14 protein-coding genes are annotated in these 23,749 nt (G+C 61.3%); 2 read left to right on the top strand and 12 right to left on the bottom strand.

What is annotated here, in order from left to right:
* Nucleotides 1-481: 481 nt before the first annotated feature.
* The 3 genes from rpsU to C8267_RS02600 form a co-directional block, all read right to left on the bottom strand.
* The gene (rpsU, locus tag C8267_RS02590; RefSeq protein WP_087360922.1) at nucleotides 482-673 is read right to left on the bottom strand and encodes a 30S ribosomal protein S21; all 192 of its coding nucleotides are present in this window, start codon (nucleotides 671-673) and stop codon (nucleotides 482-484) included.
* Nucleotides 674-723: 50 nt separating this feature from the next.
* The gene (locus C8267_RS02595; protein WP_087360924.1) at nucleotides 724-1,824 is read right to left on the bottom strand and encodes a helix-hairpin-helix domain-containing protein; all 1,101 of its coding nucleotides are present in this window, start codon (nucleotides 1,822-1,824) and stop codon (nucleotides 724-726) included.
* Nucleotides 1,825-2,168: 344 nt separating this feature from the next.
* The gene (locus tag C8267_RS02600) at nucleotides 2,169-4,346 is read right to left on the bottom strand and encodes a glutamine synthetase III family protein (protein WP_234025661.1); all 2,178 of its coding nucleotides are present in this window, start codon (nucleotides 4,344-4,346) and stop codon (nucleotides 2,169-2,171) included.
* A 410-nt stretch (nucleotides 4,347-4,756) separates the two neighbouring features.
* Between C8267_RS02600 and C8267_RS02605 the strand changes: the two genes are divergently transcribed.
* Entirely contained in the window at nucleotides 4,757-6,607 is a 1,851-nt protein-coding gene (locus tag C8267_RS02605) for a methylmalonyl-CoA mutase family protein (RefSeq protein WP_087360927.1), read from the top strand.
* Between the two features lie 2 nt (nucleotides 6,608-6,609).
* Nucleotides 6,610-8,748, top strand: a complete 2,139-nt coding sequence (gene scpA, locus C8267_RS02610) for a methylmalonyl-CoA mutase (protein ID WP_106633525.1) — start codon at nucleotides 6,610-6,612, stop codon at nucleotides 8,746-8,748.
* A 479-nt stretch (nucleotides 8,749-9,227) separates the two neighbouring features.
* Here the strand turns inward: scpA and C8267_RS02615 are convergent, their stop codons facing one another.
* From C8267_RS02615 to C8267_RS02655, 9 genes are all read right to left on the bottom strand, one after another.
* Nucleotides 9,228-10,370 carry an iron-containing alcohol dehydrogenase gene (locus C8267_RS02615; protein ID WP_106633526.1) on the bottom strand — a complete coding sequence of 381 codons (1,143 nt, stop codon included), beginning with the start codon at nucleotides 10,368-10,370 and terminating at the stop codon, nucleotides 9,228-9,230.
* Nucleotides 10,371-10,501: 131 nt separating this feature from the next.
* Complete coding sequence (locus tag C8267_RS02620) at nucleotides 10,502-12,526, bottom strand: peptidylprolyl isomerase (protein WP_106633527.1); 2,025 nt, start codon at nucleotides 12,524-12,526, stop codon at nucleotides 10,502-10,504.
* Nucleotides 12,527-12,931: 405 nt separating this feature from the next.
* Nucleotides 12,932-14,194, bottom strand: coding sequence for a hemolysin family protein (locus C8267_RS02625; RefSeq protein WP_087360935.1), 1,263 nt, complete (start codon nucleotides 14,192-14,194; stop codon nucleotides 12,932-12,934).
* A 56-nt stretch (nucleotides 14,195-14,250) separates the two neighbouring features.
* Nucleotides 14,251-15,141, bottom strand: coding sequence for an LPS export ABC transporter periplasmic protein LptC (gene lptC, locus C8267_RS11005; protein WP_234025662.1), 891 nt, complete (start codon nucleotides 15,139-15,141; stop codon nucleotides 14,251-14,253).
* 9 nt (nucleotides 15,142-15,150) lie between these two features.
* Complete coding sequence (locus C8267_RS02635) at nucleotides 15,151-16,485, bottom strand: tetratricopeptide repeat protein (protein WP_199792061.1); 1,335 nt, start codon at nucleotides 16,483-16,485, stop codon at nucleotides 15,151-15,153.
* 116 nt (nucleotides 16,486-16,601) lie between these two features.
* A complete protein-coding gene (locus tag C8267_RS02640) occupies nucleotides 16,602-18,002 on the bottom strand; it encodes an OmpP1/FadL family transporter (protein ID WP_199792062.1) in 1,401 nt (466 codons plus the stop codon).
* The gene (locus C8267_RS02645; protein ID WP_087360939.1) at nucleotides 17,914-18,726 is read right to left on the bottom strand and encodes a type III pantothenate kinase; all 813 of its coding nucleotides are present in this window, start codon (nucleotides 18,724-18,726) and stop codon (nucleotides 17,914-17,916) included. The genes C8267_RS02640 and C8267_RS02645 overlap by 89 nt, the downstream gene beginning before the upstream one ends.
* Complete coding sequence (gene mfd / locus C8267_RS02650) at nucleotides 18,723-22,052, bottom strand: transcription-repair coupling factor (protein ID WP_106633529.1); 3,330 nt, start codon at nucleotides 22,050-22,052, stop codon at nucleotides 18,723-18,725. Before mfd ends, C8267_RS02645 begins: the two co-directional genes overlap by 4 nt.
* An 87-nt stretch (nucleotides 22,053-22,139) precedes the next feature.
* Nucleotides 22,140-23,702, bottom strand: coding sequence for an Rne/Rng family ribonuclease (locus C8267_RS02655; protein WP_106633530.1), 1,563 nt, complete (start codon nucleotides 23,700-23,702; stop codon nucleotides 22,140-22,142).
* Between the last annotated feature and the right edge of the window lie 47 nt (nucleotides 23,703-23,749).

Consider the following 23,749-nt stretch of genomic DNA (forward strand, 5'->3'; position numbering starts at 1 on the left):
TTCCTAAAAAAACACGAACGGACGTACACCCGTTTTCGGTCACCACTACCCTATTATGGCCCGATTCCGGCATTTCACCCACCCGACAACCGCCGGCAGCTTACACTTCGAAACCCTGCCCGAAGGGATGATTCCGACCGGCAGGGCAACCCGGCAGGAACCGGAGACGGGAAACGGAAACGGAGACGGAGAACGGACAGGATAGAGTGAATACGGCGAAGGCCACCCTGCCCAACGTCCGGGCACCGGCCCGCCCGAACCGAAGCGCGCGGACATGCTTCACACACCGGCATAAAAAAGCCCCGACGTCCGGAGCGTATGGGGACATCCGACCGACACAAAATAGCCCCGACGTCCGGAGCGTGCGGAACGTCTCCCAACCGACACGAAAAAGTTCCGACAGACAGGGCCCACGCTTCACTCCCGACACGAAAGAGCCCCGACGGAAACCGTCGGGGCTCTTTTTTCGGAAGCGAAGCGCCTACTCCTCGTTGCGGTAGGTGTGCTCCACGTAAATGGCGCGCTGCATCGCCTCACGCTTGGCCACCGAAGGCTTCGTGAAGTACTGGCGACGACGGAGCTCCTTCAGGACACCCGTACGCTCGTATTTACGCTTGAACTTCTTCAGGGCGCGCTCGATGTTCTCGCCCTCTTTTACCGGCATGATAATCATGGTATGTGTTGTTTTTTAAGTTTGCAAAAATTAAAATTGAGGTTGTCTTTTCATTGGAAGTAGCCCGGAGGAACCTCACCTCCGAACGACGTCGAATCATCTTTCAGTTCCGTCTTCCGCACCCCGAATTGCAGATAGGGAGCCAGCCGCGCTGCCTCCTCCCGGGTCAATATGTCGTCCTTTACCAACTCTTCGAGGGTACTCCAACCTCCTTTCAATTGTCTTGCCTTGAGCAGTTTCCGCAACGTGCGGGGTGCCATGTAGGGATGGCGTCCCAACTCGTTCGGGGCTGCAAAGTTAATATCAATTTTTCGAATTTGAAAGCTATCGCAGCGAATTTGTTTCAAAATTCGCTCGTAATTGCGCTCCGTAACGCCCGGCACCTCGGCCAGTTGCTCGACCCGCACGAAGCCGCCCAGCCGTTCGCGGTAGCGCATGATGGCCGTCACGGTCTTCTCGCCGATGCCGACGACGCTCCGCAGCGCAGCCGAATCGGCGCTGTTGAGCTCGACGGGCTCCTCGAAGGGCGAGGGGCGCCGCTCCGCAAAGAGGACGTAGGGCTCCAGGGCGTCGGCCACCGAATCCGAGATGACGTAGCAGGCGCGCAGCTCCTCCATGTCGCGGATGCCGCTCGCATCGCGCCAGCGGATGAAGACCTGGGCCTGACGCCGCGACAGGGCCCCGATGGCCTGCAGATAGGCGGCGCTTACCGTGTCGACCAGGAAGGGCTCGGGAGCAATCGGCTGCGGCACAATCCGCTCGCGGCTGTACGAGCGGGGCGCGAGGGCGTACTTGCGGCCGATGCGGATGTAGGGCGCCAGACGGCGGTAGAGCGAATCCGAGAAGCCATAGCAGAGGGCCACATCCTCGGGAATGCGGAAAATCTTGCCCGAAGCGCGGTACTTGAGCAGGCTCACCGCCTCGTACTTCGAGAGCCCGAGGCTGCGCAACTCGTCGTAGTCGGCCCGGTTGGGGTCGAACGGGCGCAGACGGGCCGAGTCGACCCGCTCCTCGAACTCCCGTTCAAGCAGGTCGGCATCCTGCTGCGTCGTCCGTGGGCGGGCCAGCAGCAGGCCGAGGATGACCAGTCCGGCCAGCGGCAGAAAAATCGCCACGGCACGCACTTCGCGTTCCGAAAAGAGTGGCTTCATGGTTCGAAAGGATTTGCGCGCCGCCCCGCATATCACCGGAAACAACCCCTCGGCAGGCGCCTGTTACAAAGATAATACTTTTATTCGAATCCGCCCCGATGCAACGGCCGGCCGCAACATCTTTGGCCCGAAAACGAACACCCGGCGCGACCGCACCCTCACCTCCACACACCGCAGCCGGCCCCCCCTCCGCCCGCCGACCCGCGAGCGGAGGCGCAGCAAGACAACAACCAGGACGCAGACCGCAAAAGGGGCGGCACCGTGCAAAGGCGGGTCGTAAAACGGAAGCGGGGAGGCCGCAGCCTCCCCGCTTCGCTCAAAAACCTAACTTCTCCAATGTACCGCTAACGCATGAAGAGCAGCTCGCGGTATTTCGGCAGGGGCCAAATCTGGTCGTCGACAATCTCCTCCAGCTTGTCGATATGGTAGCGAATCTGGTCGAAGAAGACCGCCACCGTATCGTGGTAGGCGATGGCCTTGGCACGCTGGTCCTCGATGGGGTTGGCGTGCTTGCGCGCCTCAATCATCTCGCCCGTCAGGCGCTGGATTTCAGCCGTGTGGCCCTGTATTTTCTTGATGAGTTCGATGTCGGCCGCAGCGTTGAGCCCCGGAATCTGCGCCATCTTGTAGACCTTGTCGAGCAGCATCGCCTCGTAGCGCGAAGCCGTCGGCACGATGTGGTTCATCGCCAGGTCACCCAGTACGCGGCCCTCAATCTGAATCTTCTTGGTATAGGTCTCCCACTTCACCTCGGTGCGGGCCTCGAGCTCGACCTTCGAGAAGACGCCCGTTGCAGCGAACATGTCGAGCGACGCCTGGTCCAGATAGCGGTCGAAGATGAGCGGCGTGGAGGTCTCGCAGTCCAGACCGCGGCGGGCCGCCTCGGCCTTCCACTCGTCCGAATAGCCGTTGCCGTCGAAGCGAATCGCCTGGCAGGCCTTAATCATCTGCTTGAGCACCTCGTAGATGGCCTTCTCCTTCTTCACGCCGGCCTCAATCTGGGCGTCGACGTTGCGCTTGAACTCCGTCAGCTCGTTGGCCATCGCTGTATTGAGCACAATCATCGCCTCGGCGCAGTTGTCCGACGAACCCACGGCGCGGAACTCGAAGCGGTTGCCCGTGAAGGCGAAGGGCGAGGTGCGGTTGCGGTCCGTATTGTCGAGCAGCAGAGTCGGGATGTGCGAGATGCCGCTCATCTTGAAGACGCTCTTCGCGTCGAAGCGAATCGCATCGTCGCCGCTCGAGGCTGCCAGCTTGTCCAGCACGGCCGAGACCTGCGAACCGAGGAAGGTCGAGATGATGGCCGGGGGTGCCTCGTTGGCGCCCAGACGATGGGCGTTGGTGGCGCTCATGATGGAGGCCTTGAGCAGACCGTTGTGCTTGTAGACCGCCGAGATGGCATTGACCAGGAAGGTGATGAACTGCAGGTTCTCACCGGCCGTCTTGCCCGGACCGAGCAGATTGACGCCCGTATCGGTGCCCAGCGACCAGTTGTTGTGCTTGCCCGAGCCGTTGATGCCCTTGAAGGGCTTCTCGTGGAGCAGCACGCGGAACTGGTGGCGGCGCGCAATCTTGTCCATGATGGTCATCAGCAGCTGGTTGTGGTCGTTGGCAAGGTTGACCTCCTCGTAGACCGGAGCCAGCTCGAACTGATTGGGAGCCACCTCGTTGTGGCGCGTCTTGACCGGAATGCCCAGCTTCAGGCACTCATACTCGAGGTCCTTCATGAAGGCCATCACACGCGTCGGAATCGCACCGAAATAGTGGTCCTCCAGCTGCTGGTTCTTGGCCGACTCGTGACCCATGAGCGTACGCCCCGTGAGCATCAGGTCGGGACGTGCGGCCCAGAGACTCTCGTCAACGAGGAAATACTCCTGCTCCCAGCCCAGATAGGAGAAGACCTTCGAAACATTCTTGTCGAAGTAGTGGCAGACCTCCGTGGCAGCGGCATCAACCGCCGAAAGGGCCCGCAGCAGGGGCACCTTGTAGTCGAGCGCCTCGCCCGTATAGGCGATGAAGACGGTCGGGATGCAGAGCGTCGTGTCGACGATGAAGGCCGGCGACGAGGGGTCCCACGCCGAATAGCCGCGCGCCTCGAAGGTGTTGCGGATGCCGCCGTTGGGGAACGACGAGGCGTCGGGCTCCTGCTGTACGAGCAGCTTGCCCGAGAACTCCTCCAGCACGCCGCCCATTCCGTCGGGCTCGGCGAAGGCATCGTGCTTCTCGGCCGTACCGCCCGTCAGCGGCTGGAACCAGTGCGTATAGTGGTCGGCACCATGCTCAAGCGCCCACTGACGCATGCCGGCGGCGATGCTGTCGGCCACGTCGCGCGTGAGCGGCGTACCGTTCTCCATCGTATCGAGCAGCGCTGCGTAGGTCTTCTTGTCAAGGTACTTGCGCATGGCAGCGCGTCCGAATACCTTCTCTCCGAAATAATCCGAAGGACGTCCATCGGGAGCCTTCACTTCAACGGCCGTGTGGTTGATTGCCGCATCGACCATCTTGAATCTGAGTTGAGACATAATCTGGATGGGGGATGAATTGTCGTTTTATCTTTCGAGTGCAAAGGTAAAAAAATAAACGCTGTCGTTGTTTTGCAAAAATCGCATTTTTTCGAAAAGCACCTCATTTTTTCGCGATTTTCCGAAAAACAGACCCTGTTTTCAGGCAGACACCCCGTTTTTCAGAGCCATTTTCCGGAAAACAGCATCATTTTTCATCGCACATACGCAAAATCGCCTGTTTTTGATTTTTCTCGATTTTATTCCTATATCATACTAATTTTATCCTAAATAACCGAACAAGTCACCGGCAGGCCTAAAAACTGCATCCGGGGTATTGTTATTTTCCTAACGATTTTTTGCTTCATTCTCCCGAATATTTTATACCTTTACGTGCAATTTTGGACAACACTTACTAATCTCTAATAGTTATGGCAAATACCCAACGTGAAAAGCTGTTCACCGAATTCCCTCCGGTCCCGACCGAGAAGTGGGAAGAGGTGATTAAGGCCGACCTGAAAGGTGCTGACTACGAGCGCAAACTCGTATGGAGAACCGGCGAGGGATTCAATGTCCGTCCCTACTACCGGGCCGAAAATCTCGAAGGTCTCCGGTTCCTGGGCTCCCAGCCCGGAGAGTTCCCTTATGTAAGAGGCACGCGCGCGAACAACCACTGGCATGTACACCAGACCATCCGCGTGGAGTGCCCCAAGGCTGCCAACGAAGAGGCGCTCAAGCTCCTCAACGCAGGCGTCGATGCACTCGGACTCTGCATCGCTTCGGAGAACTTCTCCGCCGCCGACCTCGACACGCTGCTGGCCGGTATCCACATCCCGGCCATCGAGCTGACCTTCTGCGGCGAGCATCCCGCTGCCGTAGCCGAACTCTTCCTCGCAAAGGTCGAGAAGGAGGGCATCGCCAAGGAGGATGTACACGCCAACTTCTGCATCGACCCGCTGGTCAAGGGCCTCACCTCGAAGGGTGACTTCTGCTCGGAGAACGGTGCCAAGTGCTTCGCACGCATCGCCGAGCTGGTCAAGAAGACCAAGGAGTACAAGCACATCCGCGTGGTAACCGTCTCGGGCCATATCTTCAGCAACGCCGGCTCGACCATCGTCGAGGAGCTCGCCTTCACGCTCTCGGCCGGTCACGACTATCTGGTGCGTCTGATGGACGCCGGTCTGAGCGTCGACGAGGCTGCCCGCAAGCTCCGCTTCTCGATGGCCGTCACCTCGAACTACTTCATGGAGATGGCCAAGTTCCGCGCCGCCCGCATGCTCTGGGCCAACATCGTCAAGGCCTACAACCCCGAGAAGGATTGCGCCTGCAAGATGTACACCCACGCCGTAACCTCGACCTGGAACCAGACCGTATACGACCCCTATGTGAACATGCTCCGCGGCACGACCGAGGCCATGTCGGCCTCCATCGCCGGCATCCACTCGCTGGAGGTGACGCCGTTCGACGCATCGTTCGAGGCTCCGACCGAATTTTCGAAGCGCATCGCCCGCAACGTCGAGCTGCTGCTCAAGCACGAGGCTCACTTCGACCAGGTGGTTGACCCGGCCGGCGGTTCGTACTACATCGAGAACCTCACCCAGTCGATTGCCAACGAGGCCTGGAAGCTCTTCCTCGAGATTGAGGAGAAGGGCGGCTACACGGAGGCCTACAAGTCGGGCTTCATCGTAGAGCGCGTCAAGGCTTCGGCTGCAGCCAAGGACAAGAACATCGCCACGCGCCGTCAGATTCTGCTGGGCGCCAACCAGTACCCCAACTTCACGGAGAAGGCCGGCGAGGAGATCAAGCAGGAGTGCGTAACGCGTCCCGAGAGCGAGGGCAACACGCTGAAGCCCTACCGCGGCGCCATGGCATTCGAGGCCATGCGTCTGCACGTGGACCGCAGCGGCAAGGAGCCCAAGGCATTCATGCTCACCTGCGGCAGTCTGGCAATGGCCCGTGCACGCGCCCAGTTCTCGTGCAACTTCTTCGCCTGCGCCGGTATCCGCGTCATCGACAACACCTTCTTCAAGTCGGTTGAGGAGGGCGTCGAGGCCGCACTCGCATCGAAGGCCGAAATCGTCGTTGTCTGCGCATCGGACGACGACTACGCAACGGTCGCTCCGAAGGTCAAGGAGCTGCTCGGCGGCAAGGCCATCCTCGTTGTGGCCGGTGCACCCGCCTGCACGCCCGAACTCGAGGCACAGGGCATCACCAACTTCATCAACGTGAAGTCGAACGTGCTCGAGACACTGAAGTTCTACCTTAAAGAGATGGGAATCTAATCATGAGAGCTAAATTTTCAGAATTAAAATACGAAGGCGGTCAGCAGAAGAGCTGCTGCGCCTCGAAGGGCTGCGGACAGGTGGAGCCGTGGCTGACGGCCGAGCGCATTCCCGTCAAGGGAACCTATACGGCCGAAGACCTCGAAGGCATGGAGCACCTGAACTATGCGGCAGGTATCGCCCCCTTCCTGCGCGGTCCCTACTCGACGATGTATGTGATGCGTCCGTGGACCATCCGCCAGTATGCCGGTTTCTCGACCGCCGAGGAGTCCAACGCCTTCTATCGCCGCAACCTGGCGGCCGGTCAGAAGGGTCTGTCGGTGGCTTTCGACCTGGCTACGCACCGCGGCTACGACGCCGACCATCCGCGTGTGGTTGGTGACGTGGGCAAGGCCGGTGTGTCGATTTGCTCGGTCGAGGACATGAAGGTGCTCTTCAACGGCATTCCGCTCGACAAGATGTCGGTTTCGATGACCATGAACGGCGCCGTGCTGCCCATTCTGGCCTTCTACATCGTCACCGGTCTGGAGCAGGGCTGCACGCTCGACCAGCTTTCGGGTACGATTCAGAACGACATCCTCAAGGAGTTCATGGTGCGCAACACCTATATCTACCCGCCCGAGTTCTCGATGCGCATCATCGCCGACATCTTCGAGTACACCTCGAAGAACATGCCCAAGTTCAACTCGATTTCGATTTCGGGTTACCACATGCAGGAGGCAGGCGCAACGGCCGACATCGAGCTGGCCTACACGCTGGCCGACGGTCTGGAGTACCTGCGCGCAGGTATCAACGCCGGCATGTCGATTGACGCCTTCGCACCGCGTCTGTCGTTCTTCTGGGCCATCGGCATGAACCACTTCATGGAGATTGCCAAGATGCGTGCCGCTCGTATGCTGTGGGCCAAGATTGTCAAGCAGTTCGACCCGAAGAACCCCAAGTCGCTGGCACTGCGTACCCACTCGCAGACCTCGGGCTGGTCGCTTACGGAGCAGGACCCCTTCAACAACGTTGCACGTACGGCCATCGAGGCCATGGGCGCCGCTCTGGGCCACACCCAGTCGCTGCACACCAACGCATTGGACGAGGCCATCGCGCTGCCGACCGACTTCTCGGCACGTATCGCCCGCAACACCCAGATTTACATCCAGGAGGAGACTAGCATCTGCCGCGAAATCGACCCGTGGGCCGGTTCGTACTATGTCGAGACCCTCACCAACGAGATTGCACACAAGGCCTGGGAGCACATCCAGGAGGTCGAGAAGCTGGGCGGTATGGCCAAGGCCATCGAGACCGGTATTCCGAAGATGCGTATCGAGGAGGCTGCCGCACGCAAGCAGGCTCACATCGACTCGGGCGCCGAGAAGATTATCGGCGTGAACGAGTACCGGCTTGAGAAGGAGGCCCCGATTGACATCCTAGCCGTCGACAACACCGCCGTACGCGAGAGCCAGATTAAGCGTCTGAAGGAGCTGCGCTCAACGCGCGACAACGAGGCCGTGAAGAAGGCTCTGGCCGCCATCACCGAGTGCGTGAAGACCAAGAAGGGCAACCTGCTCGAGCTGGCCGTCGAGGCAGCCAAGGTGCGCGCTACGCTGGGTGAGATTTCCGACGCCTGCGAGGTAGTCGTAGGCCGCTACAAGGCAGTTATTCGTTCCATCTCGGGTGTATACTCTTCAGAAGTGAAAAACGACAAGTCTTTCGAGCGCGCCAAGGAGCTGTGCGCCGAGTTCGCCAAGAAGGAGGGCCGTCAGCCGCGCATCATGATTGCCAAGATGGGTCAGGACGGTCACGACCGTGGTGCCAAGGTGGTTGCCACGGGTTATGCCGACATCGGCTTCGACGTCGACATGGGTCCGCTCTTCCAGACTCCGGAGGAGGCCGCCAAGCAGGCCGTCGAGAACGACGTTCACGTAGTGGGCGTATCGTCGCTGGCCGCAGGTCACCTCACGCTGGTTCCGCAGCTGATTGCCGAGCTCAAGAAGCTGGGCCGCGAGGATATCATCGTGATTGTGGGAGGCGTTATTCCTCACCAGGATTACGACGAGCTCTATCGCGACGGTGCCGCCGCCATCTTCGGCCCCGGTACGCCGATTGCCACGGCAGCCATCAAGATGCTTGAGATTCTGCTCGCCGAGTAACCGAAGTGACGCATGTACGAAATACCCGCCGGATGCATCCGGCGGGTATTTTTTTGTCCCGGCCCCGCTCCTCGGAGGGGAAAGGGGCGACTGCCCCTCCGAGGCAAAAGCGACTGCCCCATCGGGGTAAAAGCACTACCCTACCCAGGCAAAGGCGACTGCCCCACCGGGGTAAAGCACTACCCTACCAAGGTAAAACGAATGCCCCATCGGGGCAAAACCGACTACCCTGCCAAGGCAATTGCCCAACCGTTGCCGGCACGGAATGCCCCGCACAAAAAAGGCGAAGCCGGGTCCATTGATGGACCCGGCCTCGCTGCGTTGATATCCGAAGCGGTGATGTGCCCGTCCCGGAAAACCCGACCGACCCTGCCGGCTCGGCTCGATTCGGCAGAATCGGCTGACCAGCCCGGTTGAGTCGGGAGCGGTTAGTCGGTTCAGCCTGTGCGGCCGGTTCGGTCGGTTCGGCCAATTTTCCCTTAGAGACAGGCCTCGAGAATCCGGCGTGCAACGGCTCCCGTCACGTTGCCGGCCTCGCCATAAGCAACACCTTCGGCATTGAAGCGGCGCTCAATCTCGGCAATTGTCACCTCACCGATACCCTCCTGCGAGAGGCGGGTCGAGAGCCCCAGCGAGCGGAAGAACTCCTCGGTGCGGGCAATCGTCCGGTCGATGCGCTCCACCTCCGTGCCGTCGGCAATGCCCCAGATGCGCTCGCCGAATTGAAGCAGCTTGCCGTGCTTCTGGTCGCGCAGCACGCGCATCGTACCGCAGGCAACAATCGCCAGCGTGGCGCCGTGCGTCAGGCCGTGGAGCGCCGTCAGCTCGTGGCCAATCATGTGGGTCGCCCAGTCCTGCGTCACGCCCATGCGAATCATGTCGTTGAGCGCCAGCGTTGCCGAGAGCATGTAGTCCGACATGGTATCATAATCATGTTCGCCGCTCAGGGCACGGGGAGCCACCTCGACCACCGTGTGGAGGATACCCTCGGCCCAGCGGTCCATCACGCGCGACTGGCCCGTCGTGGTGAGGTACTGCTCGAGCACATGCACGAACGTATCGGCCAGACCGCAGGCAATCTGACGCTTGGGCAGCGAGTAGGTCACCTCGGGGTCGAGAATCGAGAACTGCGGATAGGTGCCGTAGAAGGCTCTCTTTTCACGCGTTTCGTGGCGCGAGATAACCGCTCCGCTGTTCATCTCGGAGCCCGTGGCGGGCAGCGTAAGCACCGTTGCGAAGGGGAGCTGCGCCGAGGCCTGACCCTTGAGGACAATCTTCCACGGGTCACCCTCGTAGCAGAGGCCCGCAGCGATGAGTTTCGTGCCGTCGATGACCGAGCCGCCGCCCACGGCCAGCAGGAAGTCGACCTGCTTCTCGCGGCCCAGAGCTACCGCCTCGCGGACCGTCTCGACCGAAGGATTGGGCTCAATGCCCCAGAACTCGAACCGTTCGTGCCCCTCGAGGGCCTTCGTAACCTGGTCATATACGCCGTTCTTGCGGACGCTGCCGCCGCCGAAGGTGACCAGAATGCGCTTGCCTGCGGGAATGAGTTTCGACAGCCGGGCAATGGTCCCCTTGCCGAAGACCAGGCGCGTAGGATTGTAATAGATGAAGTTGTTCATATCCGTATGATGTTTTTCGTGAATCGCTCTGCGGGAGCATTTCGTCTCCGAAAGATAGGCAAAAAAACGGGAAAAAGAAAGAGCCGGACCTCGAGGTCCGGCTCTTCTCAATCGGATGTTGGGCCGCGCCGTTAGAAGTACTTGCCGCGCAGGTCCTGGATTTCAGCCATCTGCTGGATGGCGGGAAGAGCCATCTGCTGGGCCATGTTCTCGGCCACGGCTTGTGCACGCACCTTCTCACCCTCGGCCGTCTGCTTCTCCTCGGTGGCGATGTTGTCCACCACGAAGACATAGACGCCCGACATACCCTTGACGGGAGCCGAAACAACCCCCTTCTCGGTGGTCGAAGCGATGGCACCTACCAGACGGGGCTCGATGCCGGGGCCATTGATGTAGAACGAAGCGTAGCCGACGTTCTCGAAGGGGGCAACCTCCGAGCCGAGGCTTGCAGCCTGCTCTTCGAGCGTCGAGCCCGAGAGCTCCTTGACGATGGCGTCATACTTCTTGTCGCGGAGCAGCTGCATGCGAATCTGCGAGGCGACCTTCTCGGGCGAGGCATACTCGTCGTCGTCGATGGCCGTCAGCGTGGCAATCACATAGTCGTTGTCCACGGTGAAAATCTCGGAGATGTCACCCACCTTGGCGCCATAGGCCCAGCGGGCAACCTCGCGCGAATCCTCCAGACCGCGAATCGTACGGTCGCCCTGCACGAGGGTAGCCACGCGCGGCGTCACGGCAGCCGTCGTGGCTGCATCGGCGAAGGACTCCTTGGCGTTGACCGAGAAGGTGCCGGCAGCGTTGTGCACCTGGGTGCGGGTAGCCGTCGAAGCCTCGACGGGATAGGTAATGGAGGCAATCTGGTAGTGCTTCGAGGGTTTGTCGGCACGGTAGACCTGCATAATCTGGATGGCGTCGCCCGAGGCAATCTTCACGATGTCACCGCTCTTGGCGCCGGCCAGAGCCTCGGCAAACTCGCCCGTGAAGGCCGAGAAGGGAAGCACGCCCACCTCGCCGCCGTTGGCAGCCGTAGCGTCATAAACCGAGTAGCGCGAAGCCAGCTCGGCAAAGTCGGCACCGCCGCGCAGCACGCCCATGAGGCTGTCGGCCAGCGACTCCTCGGTATAGGGAAGCACGATGTGCTTGATGCCCAGCGAATCGGGCGCCGTCTTGACGTCGAGCACGCGGGCCATCGTCCACTCGTTGTTCTTCAGCACGGGACCGTACTGCTTGCCGGCGGTCAGCGCCTCGGCCTCGTCGTCGGTAAGCTGGGCTGCCGAGACGTAGTTCTCGGCGATGCGGCCGTTGCGGTTGCTGCGTACGAAGGTGCGCACCTCGTCGGAGGCTGCCAGCTGGGCACCCACCTCCTTGGCCAGCTTCTCCAGCGCGAGCATGTCGTCATCGGTGGGGTTCACCTCGAAGATGACGTAGGAGAGCGTGCGCGAAGGCTGCTGCTTGAACATCTGCTTGCGGCTCTTGTAGTATTCGTTCATCTCCGACGAGCTGACCGTGAAGAGCGAATCGGGCATCGAAGCGTACTTCTTGCCGGCCCAACGACCCGAGAAGGTGTTGTTCGCCGAAGCAACGCCGTTGGCCACCTCCAGAGCGTTCACATAGGTGCCGCCGCGAACCAAACCCATATACTTCTGGAAGAGACGCTCGAGACGCGCCTGCTCGTTGAGCGCCTGCCATGCGGCCTGCGCCTGGGAGTTGGTCTCGGCCTGGGCAAGGAACTGACTTACGGCCGCCACGTTGTAGCTGCCCGTACGGGGGTCGGCGAAGGCGTTGAAGAAGGCCTGCGAGGGCTGCTCGCCGCTCACCATGGCCATACGCTCGGGCTCCGTCACGCGAAGGCCGAGGCGCTCGAAGCCCGGGTCGAGCACATACTTCGAGAAGAGCTGCTGCCAGGCTGCGTTGGCCAGCATGGCCGACTGCTGCTCGTCGGAATCGACGGTGCCGCTCTGCGAACGCACGCGCTCGTAGGTCTCGTAATACTCCGAATAGTTGATTTTCTCGCCGTCGATGACGCCCACGCGGGGGTCATTGCCCGAGAAGCCCATCTCGGTCTTCAGCGACAGGATGAATGCCAAGAGGGCGAGTGCGATGATAATCGAAAGCACGATGCCGAACTTGGTCCGTAAGGTGTTTAAACTTGCCATATGAAAACGTTAAATATTTGTTTGCTTGGTGCTAACCTTCCGCGTCGTCGGGCTGCGACAGCCCCGCCGAGGCGGAGCGGCAGAAGGCGTTCCGAATTAGGGCCAAAGATAATAAATATTCTCGTAAATATGCCATAAAAAAGCGGAAAAATCCCCTCGGTCATCAACTGCCGTGCGGGAATCATTCCGCTTGTCCATTCTGCCTCTCCATTCCGACTGCCCGCGATTGCGTACGATTCACTGCGCACGCTCTTCGGAGCATCTTCCATCCGCCTCTTTCGGGCATATCGCCCGACACATCTGCATGCGGACCTCATGCCTCAGAAGCTCTCACGACCCTCGCCGGACGCGCTTCTCCATTTCCTGCCCCTCGGACAGGCTCCGACCGACCCGGGCCCCGGAAGCTCAGAGCTTGCGGACCCGCGCCAGTTCGATGCGCGAACGGGTCGTGCGGAGAATCTTCACCTGGAGGTTGCCCGCCGAAACGGTCTCTCCGGGCGAAGGGATGCCTTCGTTGTGGAAGAGGATGAATCCGGCCAGCGTGTCGTACTCGCGGCTCTCCTCGATGCCCAGGTCGTACTTTTCGTTGAGGTACTTCACCTCCAGACGGCACGAGAAGACCCACTCCTGCTCGCCAACCTGCTTCTCAATCAGGTCGGGCACGTCGTGCTCGTCCTCGATTTCGCCGAAAATCTGCTCGAGCACATCCTCGAGCGAGATGATGCCCGCCGTGCCGCCGAACTCGTCGATAACGACGGCCACGTTGCTGCGGTGCTTGATGAAGTTCTCGAGCACGGACTGCAGCGGCATGGTCTCCGGCACGAAGCTCACCTCCATCATGACGCTCTCGATGCTCTTGGGCGCCGTGAAGAGGCTCTTAGAGTTGACATAACCCACGATGTTGTCGATGCTCTTGCGCCAGACGAAGATGCGCGAATACTTCGTCTCGACGAAACGCTCGGTGAGCTGTTCGAGGGTGGTGTCGTCCAGGTCCACGGCCTCGATATCAACCCGCGGGACCATGCAGTCACGCACGCGCAGGTCGGCGAAGTCGAGCGCATTCTGGAAGAGTTTCAGCTCCTGGTCGGGCTCGGGTCCCTGCTCCGTGCCGGCCGTATCGAGCAGCGCGGCGAGGTCCTCGCGGTCGAACTTCGGCTCGGCCACCTGGCGCTTGAGCCGGCGGCCCGCCAGGAAGAGGATGCCCTGCGAGATGAGGGTCGTCAGCCGCGCGATGGGATAGAGCACGATGTAGAAGAAGTAGATGACCGGAGCCAGCGAGCGGTAGTAGAAGTTGGGGCTGTTGCGGAATACGGACTTGGGGAGGAACTCCGCCACGAAGATGATAATCACGGTCGAGACGGCCGTTTCGATGGCCACCGACCCCTCCTGGGCAATCCGCTCCCACCCCAGCAGGTGGAAGATGCCGCGCAGCAGCAACGACATGTAGAGCGAGTAGACGACCAGCGCAATGTTGTTGCCCACCAGAATGGTGGTGATGTACTGCCCCGGATGGCGGGCGAAGATGTCGGCGATGAAGTCGAACATCCGGCTCTGCTTGCGGTCGATTTCCAGCTTGAGGCGGTTCTTGCTCGTGAAGGCAATCTCCATGCCCGAAAAGAAGGCCGACAGCAGCAGCATGACGGCAATCAGTATGACGGAAGACAACATCGGTGGCTACACTTTTTAGGTGTTATTCTATCTATGCGTGACTTTACTTTTCGGCGCTACTTCTGCGCCCCATCGGACGTCGACAGCTTGGAGGGAGCCGCCAGCTGAAGGCGTTCAGTCTTCAGCGTGGAACGCTCCCCGGAGGAGTTACGGGCGCTCTCTGCGGCACCCTGCAGACTCGGCACCGACTGCGAGGCGACGGGCGCGGGAGCCGACACCTCCTTGCGCGCGGGTTGCGAGGAGCGCGGCGAAGAGTAACGGACGCGTGGAGCGGGACCCGGACGCGTCTGCGACTGCGGAGTAGCTGCAGCTGCACGGCGCTCGGCACGCACGCTGTCCCGCTCGGCCCGTTCCGTGGAGTCGGCCGGCTGGCGGGGTGTGGCATCGACCTCCATCTGCCCCTTCATCCGGCGGAACCGCCAGTCTCGGAACTGCTCGTCCGACTCGAAGCCCTCGCCGATGAAGACGTCGCGGCCTCCGTTCTGGACGATTTTCGAGTCGACATTCGAGTAGATTTTTCCCGTACGGGCATTCCAGAAGAGCTGCTGCGTATAGAGCGTCTTGCCGTCCGACTTCTCGACCACCACGTTGCCCTTCGCCTCCCACAGTTCGCGGTTTTCGTAGTAGATGGCGTAGTTGGCCGTCAGCACGGCGTCGACCGACGAGAGCGAATCATCCTTGTAGGTGGTGATTTTCACACCCTTGCGGAACTCGCGGTAGGGTTCCGCGCCGAGCGTGTAGCCCTCGACGAGCGGAGTGGTGAAGACATAGGACTTGCAGCCGTTCTGCGACATGACAATCAAGAGGTTCTCGCTGTACTCGGTCATCATCGCCTCGTTGGCCGCCTCATCCGTCTGCTGCCCAGACTCCCCGCAGGAGAATAGCAAGATAGCACTTCCCGCAAGGGAAAGTGCTACCTTGAGATACTTCATGAGAATGGTTCCCATCCGGAGCGTTTAGCGCGTACGAACGGTCGTAACCACACCGGCTGCCGTACCGCACGTTACGGTGTAGCGGGCACCGGGCTGCAGCTCGTTGAAGAAGCACTCCTCCGAGGTGGGGAAGTGGTTGCGGTAGGACGCAAGGGCAGTCTTGGCATTCTCCAGATACTCGGGGCTGTCCTGCAGCAGGTTCACGGCCTGCGACATCGTGTCGTAAGCAGCCCAGAAGGTTGCCTGTCCGGCGATGCCGTCACATGCAGCGGCCGAAGCGGCATAGCACTGAGCCAGCACGAAGTACGAAAGACCGTTCTCGGGGTTGAGCTCACGCAGCTGACGTGCGGCGGCTGCGGCACCCGAATAGTTGGCGGCCACGAGGTCCACGAGGCTGATGCGGACGAGCAGCTTCTCACGCTCGATGTTGTCGGTCTCGGTGGCAAGCGCCTCGTTCAGATACTTGATGGCCTTGTCATACTCACCCTTGGCCTGGAAGCCCTGTGCCAGGGAGAGCGCCGTCTCCGAGGTGGGGTGAGCGTTGTAATACTTCTCGGCCGTCGTGAAGAAGAACTCTCCGTCGCAGTTGGCACGCGACATGAGCGATACGGCCTGTGCAAGGGTTGCCTCGTCGTCGGGGTTGGCCTCGAGCTTCTTGCGGAAGAGCTCCTCGAGGTTGTCGCAGCTGGCGGCACCGCTCAGACCGAAGGCGACGTCAAACTGATTCTTGCTCTCGATGGCATCGGGGTTGTTCTCGAAGATGGGCGTCAGACGGTCGTACTCCGAAATCACCTCGTCGGGGGTCACCTCGTCGGTGGTCTTGTAATCCTCGCAGAGGTTGCCGAAGTAGAGGGCTACGGTCTCCGGGTCAACGTTCTCGCCGCCGGCATCGATGGCCTCGCGGAAGAGCTTGCGGATACCGGCACGGTCGGAGGGACGGTAGATGACATACTCGCGGGCCTTGCGGTCGAGGATGTAGGCGGTACCCTGCTTCGGGTTGTCGCCGAAGTACTTGGCGCGCAGGTCGTACATGAGCATCAGCGAGTCAACGTAGGCGTTCTTCTCGGCGAGGCTCTTCGCACGGTTGATTTTGTTCTTGTAGACAATGGCGCCGCGCTGGTAGATGGCCGACGAAGCCTCGGGGCAGCTCTTAATCAGGGCGTTGAGGTAACGGGCGGCTGCATCGTAGTCGCGGTTGTCGCACGACTCCTTCAGGAAGTTGCTGTTGAGGATGTTCTGCTGCTTCTCCTCAAGCGTCGAGCCCCACTTGGCATACTGGGGTGCGTTGAGGTCCTGTGCCATGGAAGCCGAAGCAACCAGGCAGGCTGCAGCGGCGAGCAAGATTTTGACGTGTTTCATGGGTCAATGAGTATTTGTTTTATTGTTGTTGCGTGTGTTACCGGAGGAGGGGGCTGTGCCGCGCTGCGGATGTGCAAAAATACGACGAAACCGACAGAAATACAAATTTTCAGAGGTTAATCATACTTCGGACGGAGGAACCAGTATTCGTTGTTCTCGGCGCCGGCGAAGAGGGTGAATCCGATGGAGAACTTGATGTACTGCTGGCGCACGAGACCCAGACGCTCCGCGACGTTGAAACCGCGCATGCCGTACTCCACGCCCACGTCAATCGACGAGAAGGCGCGGTACTTGACCGGAACGCCCATGCCGAACGTCACGGCCATCTGGTCGAGGCGCTGTCCGCCGAAGGTCTGGTGGTAGGTACCGTAACGCAGGCCCAGCCGATAGGCCCACCGCTTGAAGAAGTTGCGGATGTCGTAGCGGTTGGGGGTGTACTCCACGCCCAGCTTGACGGTATGCGTATCGGTATAAGCCACCTCGTACGACCTCATCACGGTGCTTCCGTCGGGCGCCGTCTCGGGGGTCACGCCCGTATGCTCGACATTGCCGTTGCGGCCGCCCCAGTTCTGATAGACGTAGTCGACGCCCATGGCCCACTTCGAGGTCTGGTAGTAGACGCCCACGGCCAGCTGACGCGGCAGCACCAGCGCCAGGTGGGTCGTATCGCCCTTGATGGTGGTATTGTAGAGGTCGCCCACATAGATGCTCTTGGTCACCGTGGGGTTGAGGTCGCCGCCGAAGTCGTAGGTGGCGCCCACCGTGAGCAGCCGCTTGCGGTCGATGATGGCGTTCCACTGCACGCCGAGCTGCCCCTTGAACGACGAGATGCTGTAGTTGTCCGTGCCGACGGTCGACGAGAAGTTGCCGTCGCCCGTGATGGCCTGCGGCGTCATGACGAACGTGCGGTCGATATCGCCCCAGTAGTACTGGACGGCGATGCCCACCGAGAGGTTCTTGACCACCTCCCAGCCCACGCCCAGCTTGACCTCCGTCACGTCGCCCTCGCCCTGGTACTGGTACTGGATGCGGCCCACGTTGCCCCAGATGGGGTCATCCTCGGGACCGCCGTAGGTCTGGTTGTACTTCACGCGGTAGCCCACCGAGCTGTAGGGCGTCAGGCTGAAGCCCAGGCCGAGCTTCTTGGCCAGCGGGAGCTGGAAGGCGATGTCGTGGAAGTTGAACGTATTGTAGGCCGTGCGCTTGGTGGCCCCTTCGGCCGTCTGCGCGTTGTAGTAGTTCTGCCCCTCGACTCCGAAGTCGAAGAGGACGCTCTTCTGCGGCGTCACGCTGTAGGAGGCGGGATTGAGCAGATTCATAACCCCCGAATTCCGCATGGCAACACCCACACCACCCATCGAACGGGTCGGCAGCGTTCCCTGCGTGTTGAGCTCGCCGATTCCGTACATTGTATAGGGAGAGAAGGCGTTAATGCTGCTCGTCTGGGCCGAAAGGCTTGCCGGGATGAGGGCTGACGCCGCAACGGCCAGGCAGAATAGGGTTTTCTTCACTTGCATTGTACTCTAAAATTCTGTTCAATCCGCGAAAGACCAAATTACAGTCTGCAAATATCGTATTTTTAATCCGTTTCGCAAAGTATTTCGCGTCGCCACCCGTAAAAATCACGCAGAGGTCCGCGCAACGGCCCTGCAGGCGGGCGATGTAGCCCTCGATTTCGAAAAGCATGCCCTGGAGCACCCCCGCCTGGATGGCCTCGACGGTCGAGCGTCCGAGCAACACCGGCTCGTCGCACGCCCCGCACAGGGGCAGACTGGCCGTACAGTCGTGCAACGCACGGAAGCGCATCTGCATGCCCGGAGCGATGTTTCCGCCGCGATAGGTGTTGTCGGCCGTCACCAAATCGATGGTGACCGCCGTGCCGAAATCGACAATCAGCACGTTGCGGCCCGGATAGAGCCCGTTGGCGGCTACGGCGGCGGCCAGCCGGTCGCTGCCCAGCGTACGGGGTGTGGCGTAGTCGTTGCCCAGCGGCACGGGCACCTCGGGCGTGAACTCCACCACGCGGCCGATGCGCCGCCGAAGCAGTTCGACGGTGCGGCGGCGCACCTCCTCGCCCCGCGTCGAGGCGACGATGGCCCGCTCAATCTGCGGCCGGCGCTGCAGCAGAGCGTCGACCCACCCGGCCGAGAACTCCACCACGGGTGCCTCCGTCTCGAAGCCCTCCGCATCGAAGAGGGCCGTCTTGGTGAGCGTGTTCCCTATGTCGACAATCAGATTCACAACTGCTGCAGGGTTTTCCACGCCTCCTCGACGTCTTTGACATTTCTAACGGTCATCGCCAGCCGATTATTGTGCTGCTTGAGTACAAATCGGGCCGGTTGCTGGGTCACACGGCGCAGCAGCTCCATGAAGACGTCGCTCTTGTAGAAGGGCGAATTCTCCTCGCCGACGAACTGCACAATCATCAGTCCGTTCTTCACCTTGACACGCTCCATACCCAGGCGGATGGCCTCCCAGCGCAGCCGCACGACATTGAGCAGCTCGCGCGCGGCGTGGGGCAGCGGACCGAAGCGGTCGACCAGACGGCTCTCGAAGGCCTCGAGCTCCGCCTCGTCCTTCGTCGAGTCGAGTTCGCGGTAGAGCTTCAGACGCTCGGCCTGCTGGCTGACGTAGGTGTCGGGGAGCCCCGCCTCGACGTCGATTTCGATGTGGGCGTCGTCGATGAAGCCCATCCGTCCGACGACCTTCTGCTCGGCCTCGCTCAGCGCCGGAACCTGCAGCCCCTCGGCACGCAGCTCGGCGATGGCCTCGTTCATGATTTTCTGGTAGGTTTCGAAGCCGATGTCGGCGATGAAGCCGCTCTGCTCGGCACCCAGCAGGTTGCCCGCACCGCGGATGTCGAGGTCCTGCATGGCGATGTTGAAGCCCGAACCCAGGTCCGAGAACTCCTCGATGGCTCTGAGGCGGCGCCGCGCGTCGGGCGTCAGAAGCTCCTCGGCCGGGGTGAGCAGGTAGCAGTAGGCCTTGCGGTTGCTGCGCCCCACGCGGCCGCGCAGCTGGTGCAGGTCGCTCAGGCCGAAGTGCTGCGCGTTGTTGACGATGATGGTGTTGGCGTTGGGGATGTCGATGCCGTTCTCGACGATGGAGGTCGACAGCAGCACGTCGAACTCCCCGTAGATGAAGTCCATGATGAGCTTTTCGAGCTGCTCGGCCGGCATCTTGCCGTGGCCCACGCCGACACGGGCCTTGGGGCAGAGGCGCGTGATGAGCCCCTGCAGCGTCGGCAGGTCCTCCACACGGTTGTGGACGAAGTAGACCTGGCCGCCGCGGGCGAGTTCGGCCTCGATGGCGTCGCGCACAATCTCCTCCGAGAAGACATGCGTCTCGGTGACAATCGGCTGGCGGTTGGGCGGCGGCGTCGAGATGACCGACAGGTCGCGCGACCCCATGAGCGAGAACTGCAGCGTACGCGGAATGGGGGTGGCCGTGAGCGTCAGCGTGTCGACCGAAACGCTCATCTGCGTGAGCTTCTCCTTGGCCGCCACGCCGAACTTCTGCTCCTCGTCGATAATCAGCAGGCCGAGGTCCTTGAAGCGAATCTGCTTGCCGAGCATCTTGTGTGTGCCGATGAGGATGTCGATGCGGCCGGCGGCGAGCTCCTCGCGGATTTGGGCCACCTCCTTGGCCGTCTTGGTCCGGTTGAGGTACTCGATGCGCACCGGGAAGTCGCGCAGACGCTCCGAGAAGGAGCGGTAGTGCTGCAGCGCAAGGATGGTCGTCGGCACCAGCACGGCCACCTGCTTGCCGTCGGTCGCCGCCTTGAAGGCGGCGCGAATGGCCACCTCGGTCTTGCCGAAGCCCACGTCGCCGCAGACGAGGCGGTCCATCGGCTGGTCGGACTCCATGTCCCGCTTGACGGCAGCCGTGGCGGCCTGCTGGTCGGGGGTGTCCTCCCAGCGGAACGACGCCTCGAGCTCGTGCTGGAGGTAGCTGTCGGGCGAGAAGGCGAAGCCCTTCGAGGCCTTGCGCTTGGCATACAGCGCGATGAGCTCGCGCGAGATATCCTTGACGGCCTTCTTGGCCGCATTCTTGAGCTTCTGCCAGGCGCCGGTCCCCAGCTTGTAGACCTTGGGCGGCTCGCCGTCGCCCGACTTGTAGCGCGAGATGCGGTGGAGCGAGTGGACGTTGACGAAGAGCACGTCGCCATCCTTGTAGACCAGCTTGATGGCCTCGTGCGTCTTGCCGTTCTCGGTGACTTTCACCAGTCCGTCGAAGCGCCCCACGCCGTGGTCGATGTGCACCACGTAGTCGCCCGGGCGCAGCTGGTTGAGCTCGGCGATGGTCATCTGCTCGTCGCGCTTGATTTCGCCGTTGATGCGGTAGCGCTGGTAGCGGTCGAAAATCTGGTGGTCGGTGTAGAGGCAGAGCTTCAGGTCGTTGTCGACGAAGCCCTCGTGAAGCGTCAGCGCCAGAGGGCGCACGACCACCTGCCCGCGGCCAATCTGGTGAAAGATGTTGCTCAGGCGCTCCATCTGGGCGCGGTTCTCCGAGAGGATGTAGGTCTCGTAGCCGCGCAGGCCGTTGCGAATCATGTCGTCGGCCAGCAGGGCGAAGTTCTTGTTGAAGGCGGGTTGCGGCGCCGTCGAGAAGAGCACCTCGGCATCGGCCGGACGCTCCTTCAGGTTGTCGCGCAGCATGAAGATGCGGCCGCCGCCGATGTCCGACAGCAGGCCGTTGCGGCTAGTCAGCAGCGAGTCGATGCGCTTCGGGTCGTCGAGGTCGGCCACCACCTTGCGGCGCAGGTCGTTGATGCGGCGCAGCACGAAATCGGCGTCGAAGAACCAGAAGGTGGCCTCCTCACCCGCAAAGCGGGCCAGCGAGACGCGCTCCGACGGGGAGGCCGCAGCCGTGAGGTCGGGCAGAATCTCGATATGGTCGAGCTTGTCGGAGGAGAGCTGGCTCGAGATTTCGAAGCGGCGAATCGAGTCGACCTCGTCGCCGAAGAAGTCCACGCGGTAGGGTTTGCTCTCGGCAAAGGAGAAGACGTCGACGATGCCGCCGCGCAGCGAGTACTGGCCCGGCTCGTAGACGAAGTCGACCTTCTCGAATCCGGCGTCGACCAGGGCGTCGACCAGCACCTCGGGCGAGGTGCGGTCACCCACCGCCACGCGAATCGTATCGCGGCGGAGCGTCTCGGCGTCGGCCACCCGCTCGGCCAGCGCCTCGGGATAGGTGCACACCACCGTATATCCGTCGTCGTGCGCACGGAGGGCCGCCAGAGCGGCCGTACGCTGCACCACCCCCTGGGCATCCTCGCCGCCGTAGGCGATGGAGCGCTTGTAGGAGGAGGGGAAGAAACAGATGCGCGACTCGTCGAGCAGGTTGTAGAAATCGTTGAGCAGGTAGGCCGCCGCGTCGCGGTCCTCGGCCACGAAGATGTGGAGCCCCCCGCAGCGGGCGATGGCCGCGGCGGCATAGAACGAGAGCGCCCCGCCGACCAGCTCCTTCAGGTGGACGGTGGCGCCCCGGCGTCCGAGCTCGCGGCACAGGGCCTCGAGCTGTTTTGAATCGGCGACAAATTGCGCCAGTTGCTGACTCGGAAGCATTCCGAACGGTTATGGGTTAGACAATTCCGATTTCGGTGCCCGGCCCGACGGTTTTTGGCGCCCGGCCTGACGGTCGCTTCGGTCGGCTCACTTGTTGATGTTAATCAGGTCGTTGTCCTTGCAGTCGTGGTAGTGGACCTCGATGATGCCGATGCTCTGGTCCTCGACCACGCGGATGCGCGCCTTGTATTTCCACTCCCAGCGGCGGCGCAGCGACCAGAGTCCCTTGCGCAGGTAGGAGGCCACGTAGGGGCTCACCACCAGCTTGATGTACTTGTGGCCGCGGTCGAGCGTGAGGAACGAAATCTGGTTCTCGATTTTCTTGTCCAGCAGCACCGTGGGCTCGATTTTGCCCGTACCGTTGCAGGTGGGGCAGACGTCCGAGACGCTCTCGACGGCTACCGGACGCACACGCTGACGCGTGATTTGCATCAGTCCGAACTTGGTGAGCGGCAGCACCGTATGCTTGGCCTTGTCGGTGGCCATGAGCTTGACCATCTCGTCGTAGAGCGCCTGGCGGTTCTGCGCCTTGTGCAGGTCGATGAAGTCGATGATGACGATGCCGCCCAGGTCGCGCAGGCGCAGCTGGCGGGCAATCTCCTTGGCGGCCGCCAGATTGACATCCATGGCCGTCTGCTCCTGGTTGTCCTCGGCCTTGGTACGGTTGCCCGAGTTGACGTCGATGACGTTCATCGCCTCCGTATGCTCGATGATGAGGTAGGCGCCGCGCCGCAGCGAGACATACTTGGCAAAGAGCGACTTGATTTGCTTCGAGATGTCGAAGTTGTCGAAAATCGGCACGTTGCCCTTGTAGAGCTTGACGATTTTCACCATCGAGGGGTCGATGAGCTTGATGTAGTTGCGAATCTCGTTGTACATCGCCTCGTCGTCGACGGCAATCTGCGAGAAGGAGTCGTTAAGCGAATCGCGGATAATCGTGTTGGCTCGGCTCATCTCGCTCATGAGCTGGGCCGGAACCGACTCCGCATTCTTGCGGATGGCCGCCACGGTCTTGCGCCAGCGGTCAATCTGCGTCTGGATGTCGTGTTCGATGTCCTCATCCTTGGCCTCCATGGCCGCCGTACGGATGATGACGCCGAAGTTCTTGGGCAGCACGGCGGCGGCAATCCGCTTCAGGCGCTTCTTTTCGTCGGCCGAGCGGATTTTCTGCGAGAGGAAGACCTTCGACGAGAAGGGGACCAGCACCACGTTGCGGCCAGCCAGCGAGATGTCCGACGTCAGACGCGGACCCTTGGTCGAGATGGCCTCCTTGGCCACCTGGACCATGATGCTCTGTCCGACCTGCAGATAGCTCGAGATTTTGCCGTTCTTGTCGAGCGCCGGCTCGAGTTTCATCGTCTCGGTGCGCAGCCCCCGCTTGCCGGGCTGCTGCGATTCGACCATCTTCTGGAGCGAGGGGAACTGCGTTCCCAGGTCGAGGTAGTGGATGAAGGCATCCTTTTCGTGCCCTATGTTGACGAATGCCGCGTTGAGACCCGGCATGATTTTACGCACCCGTCCCAGATAGATGTCGCCTACGGCGAAGCCCGTCTGGCACTGCTCCTTGTTGAGCTCGACCAGCACCTTGTCCTCGCACAGGGCAATGGATATCTCCGTCGGGTTAACGTTAACGATTAGTTCCTTGTTCATGTATATCGTATTCGCGCCCGGGTGCCGGACGCTGTGGGTGAAATGGG

The sequence above is a fragment of the Alistipes sp. Marseille-P5061 genome (assembly GCF_900290115.1).
GTDB lineage: Bacteria > Bacteroidota > Bacteroidia > Bacteroidales > Rikenellaceae > Alistipes > Alistipes excrementigallinarum.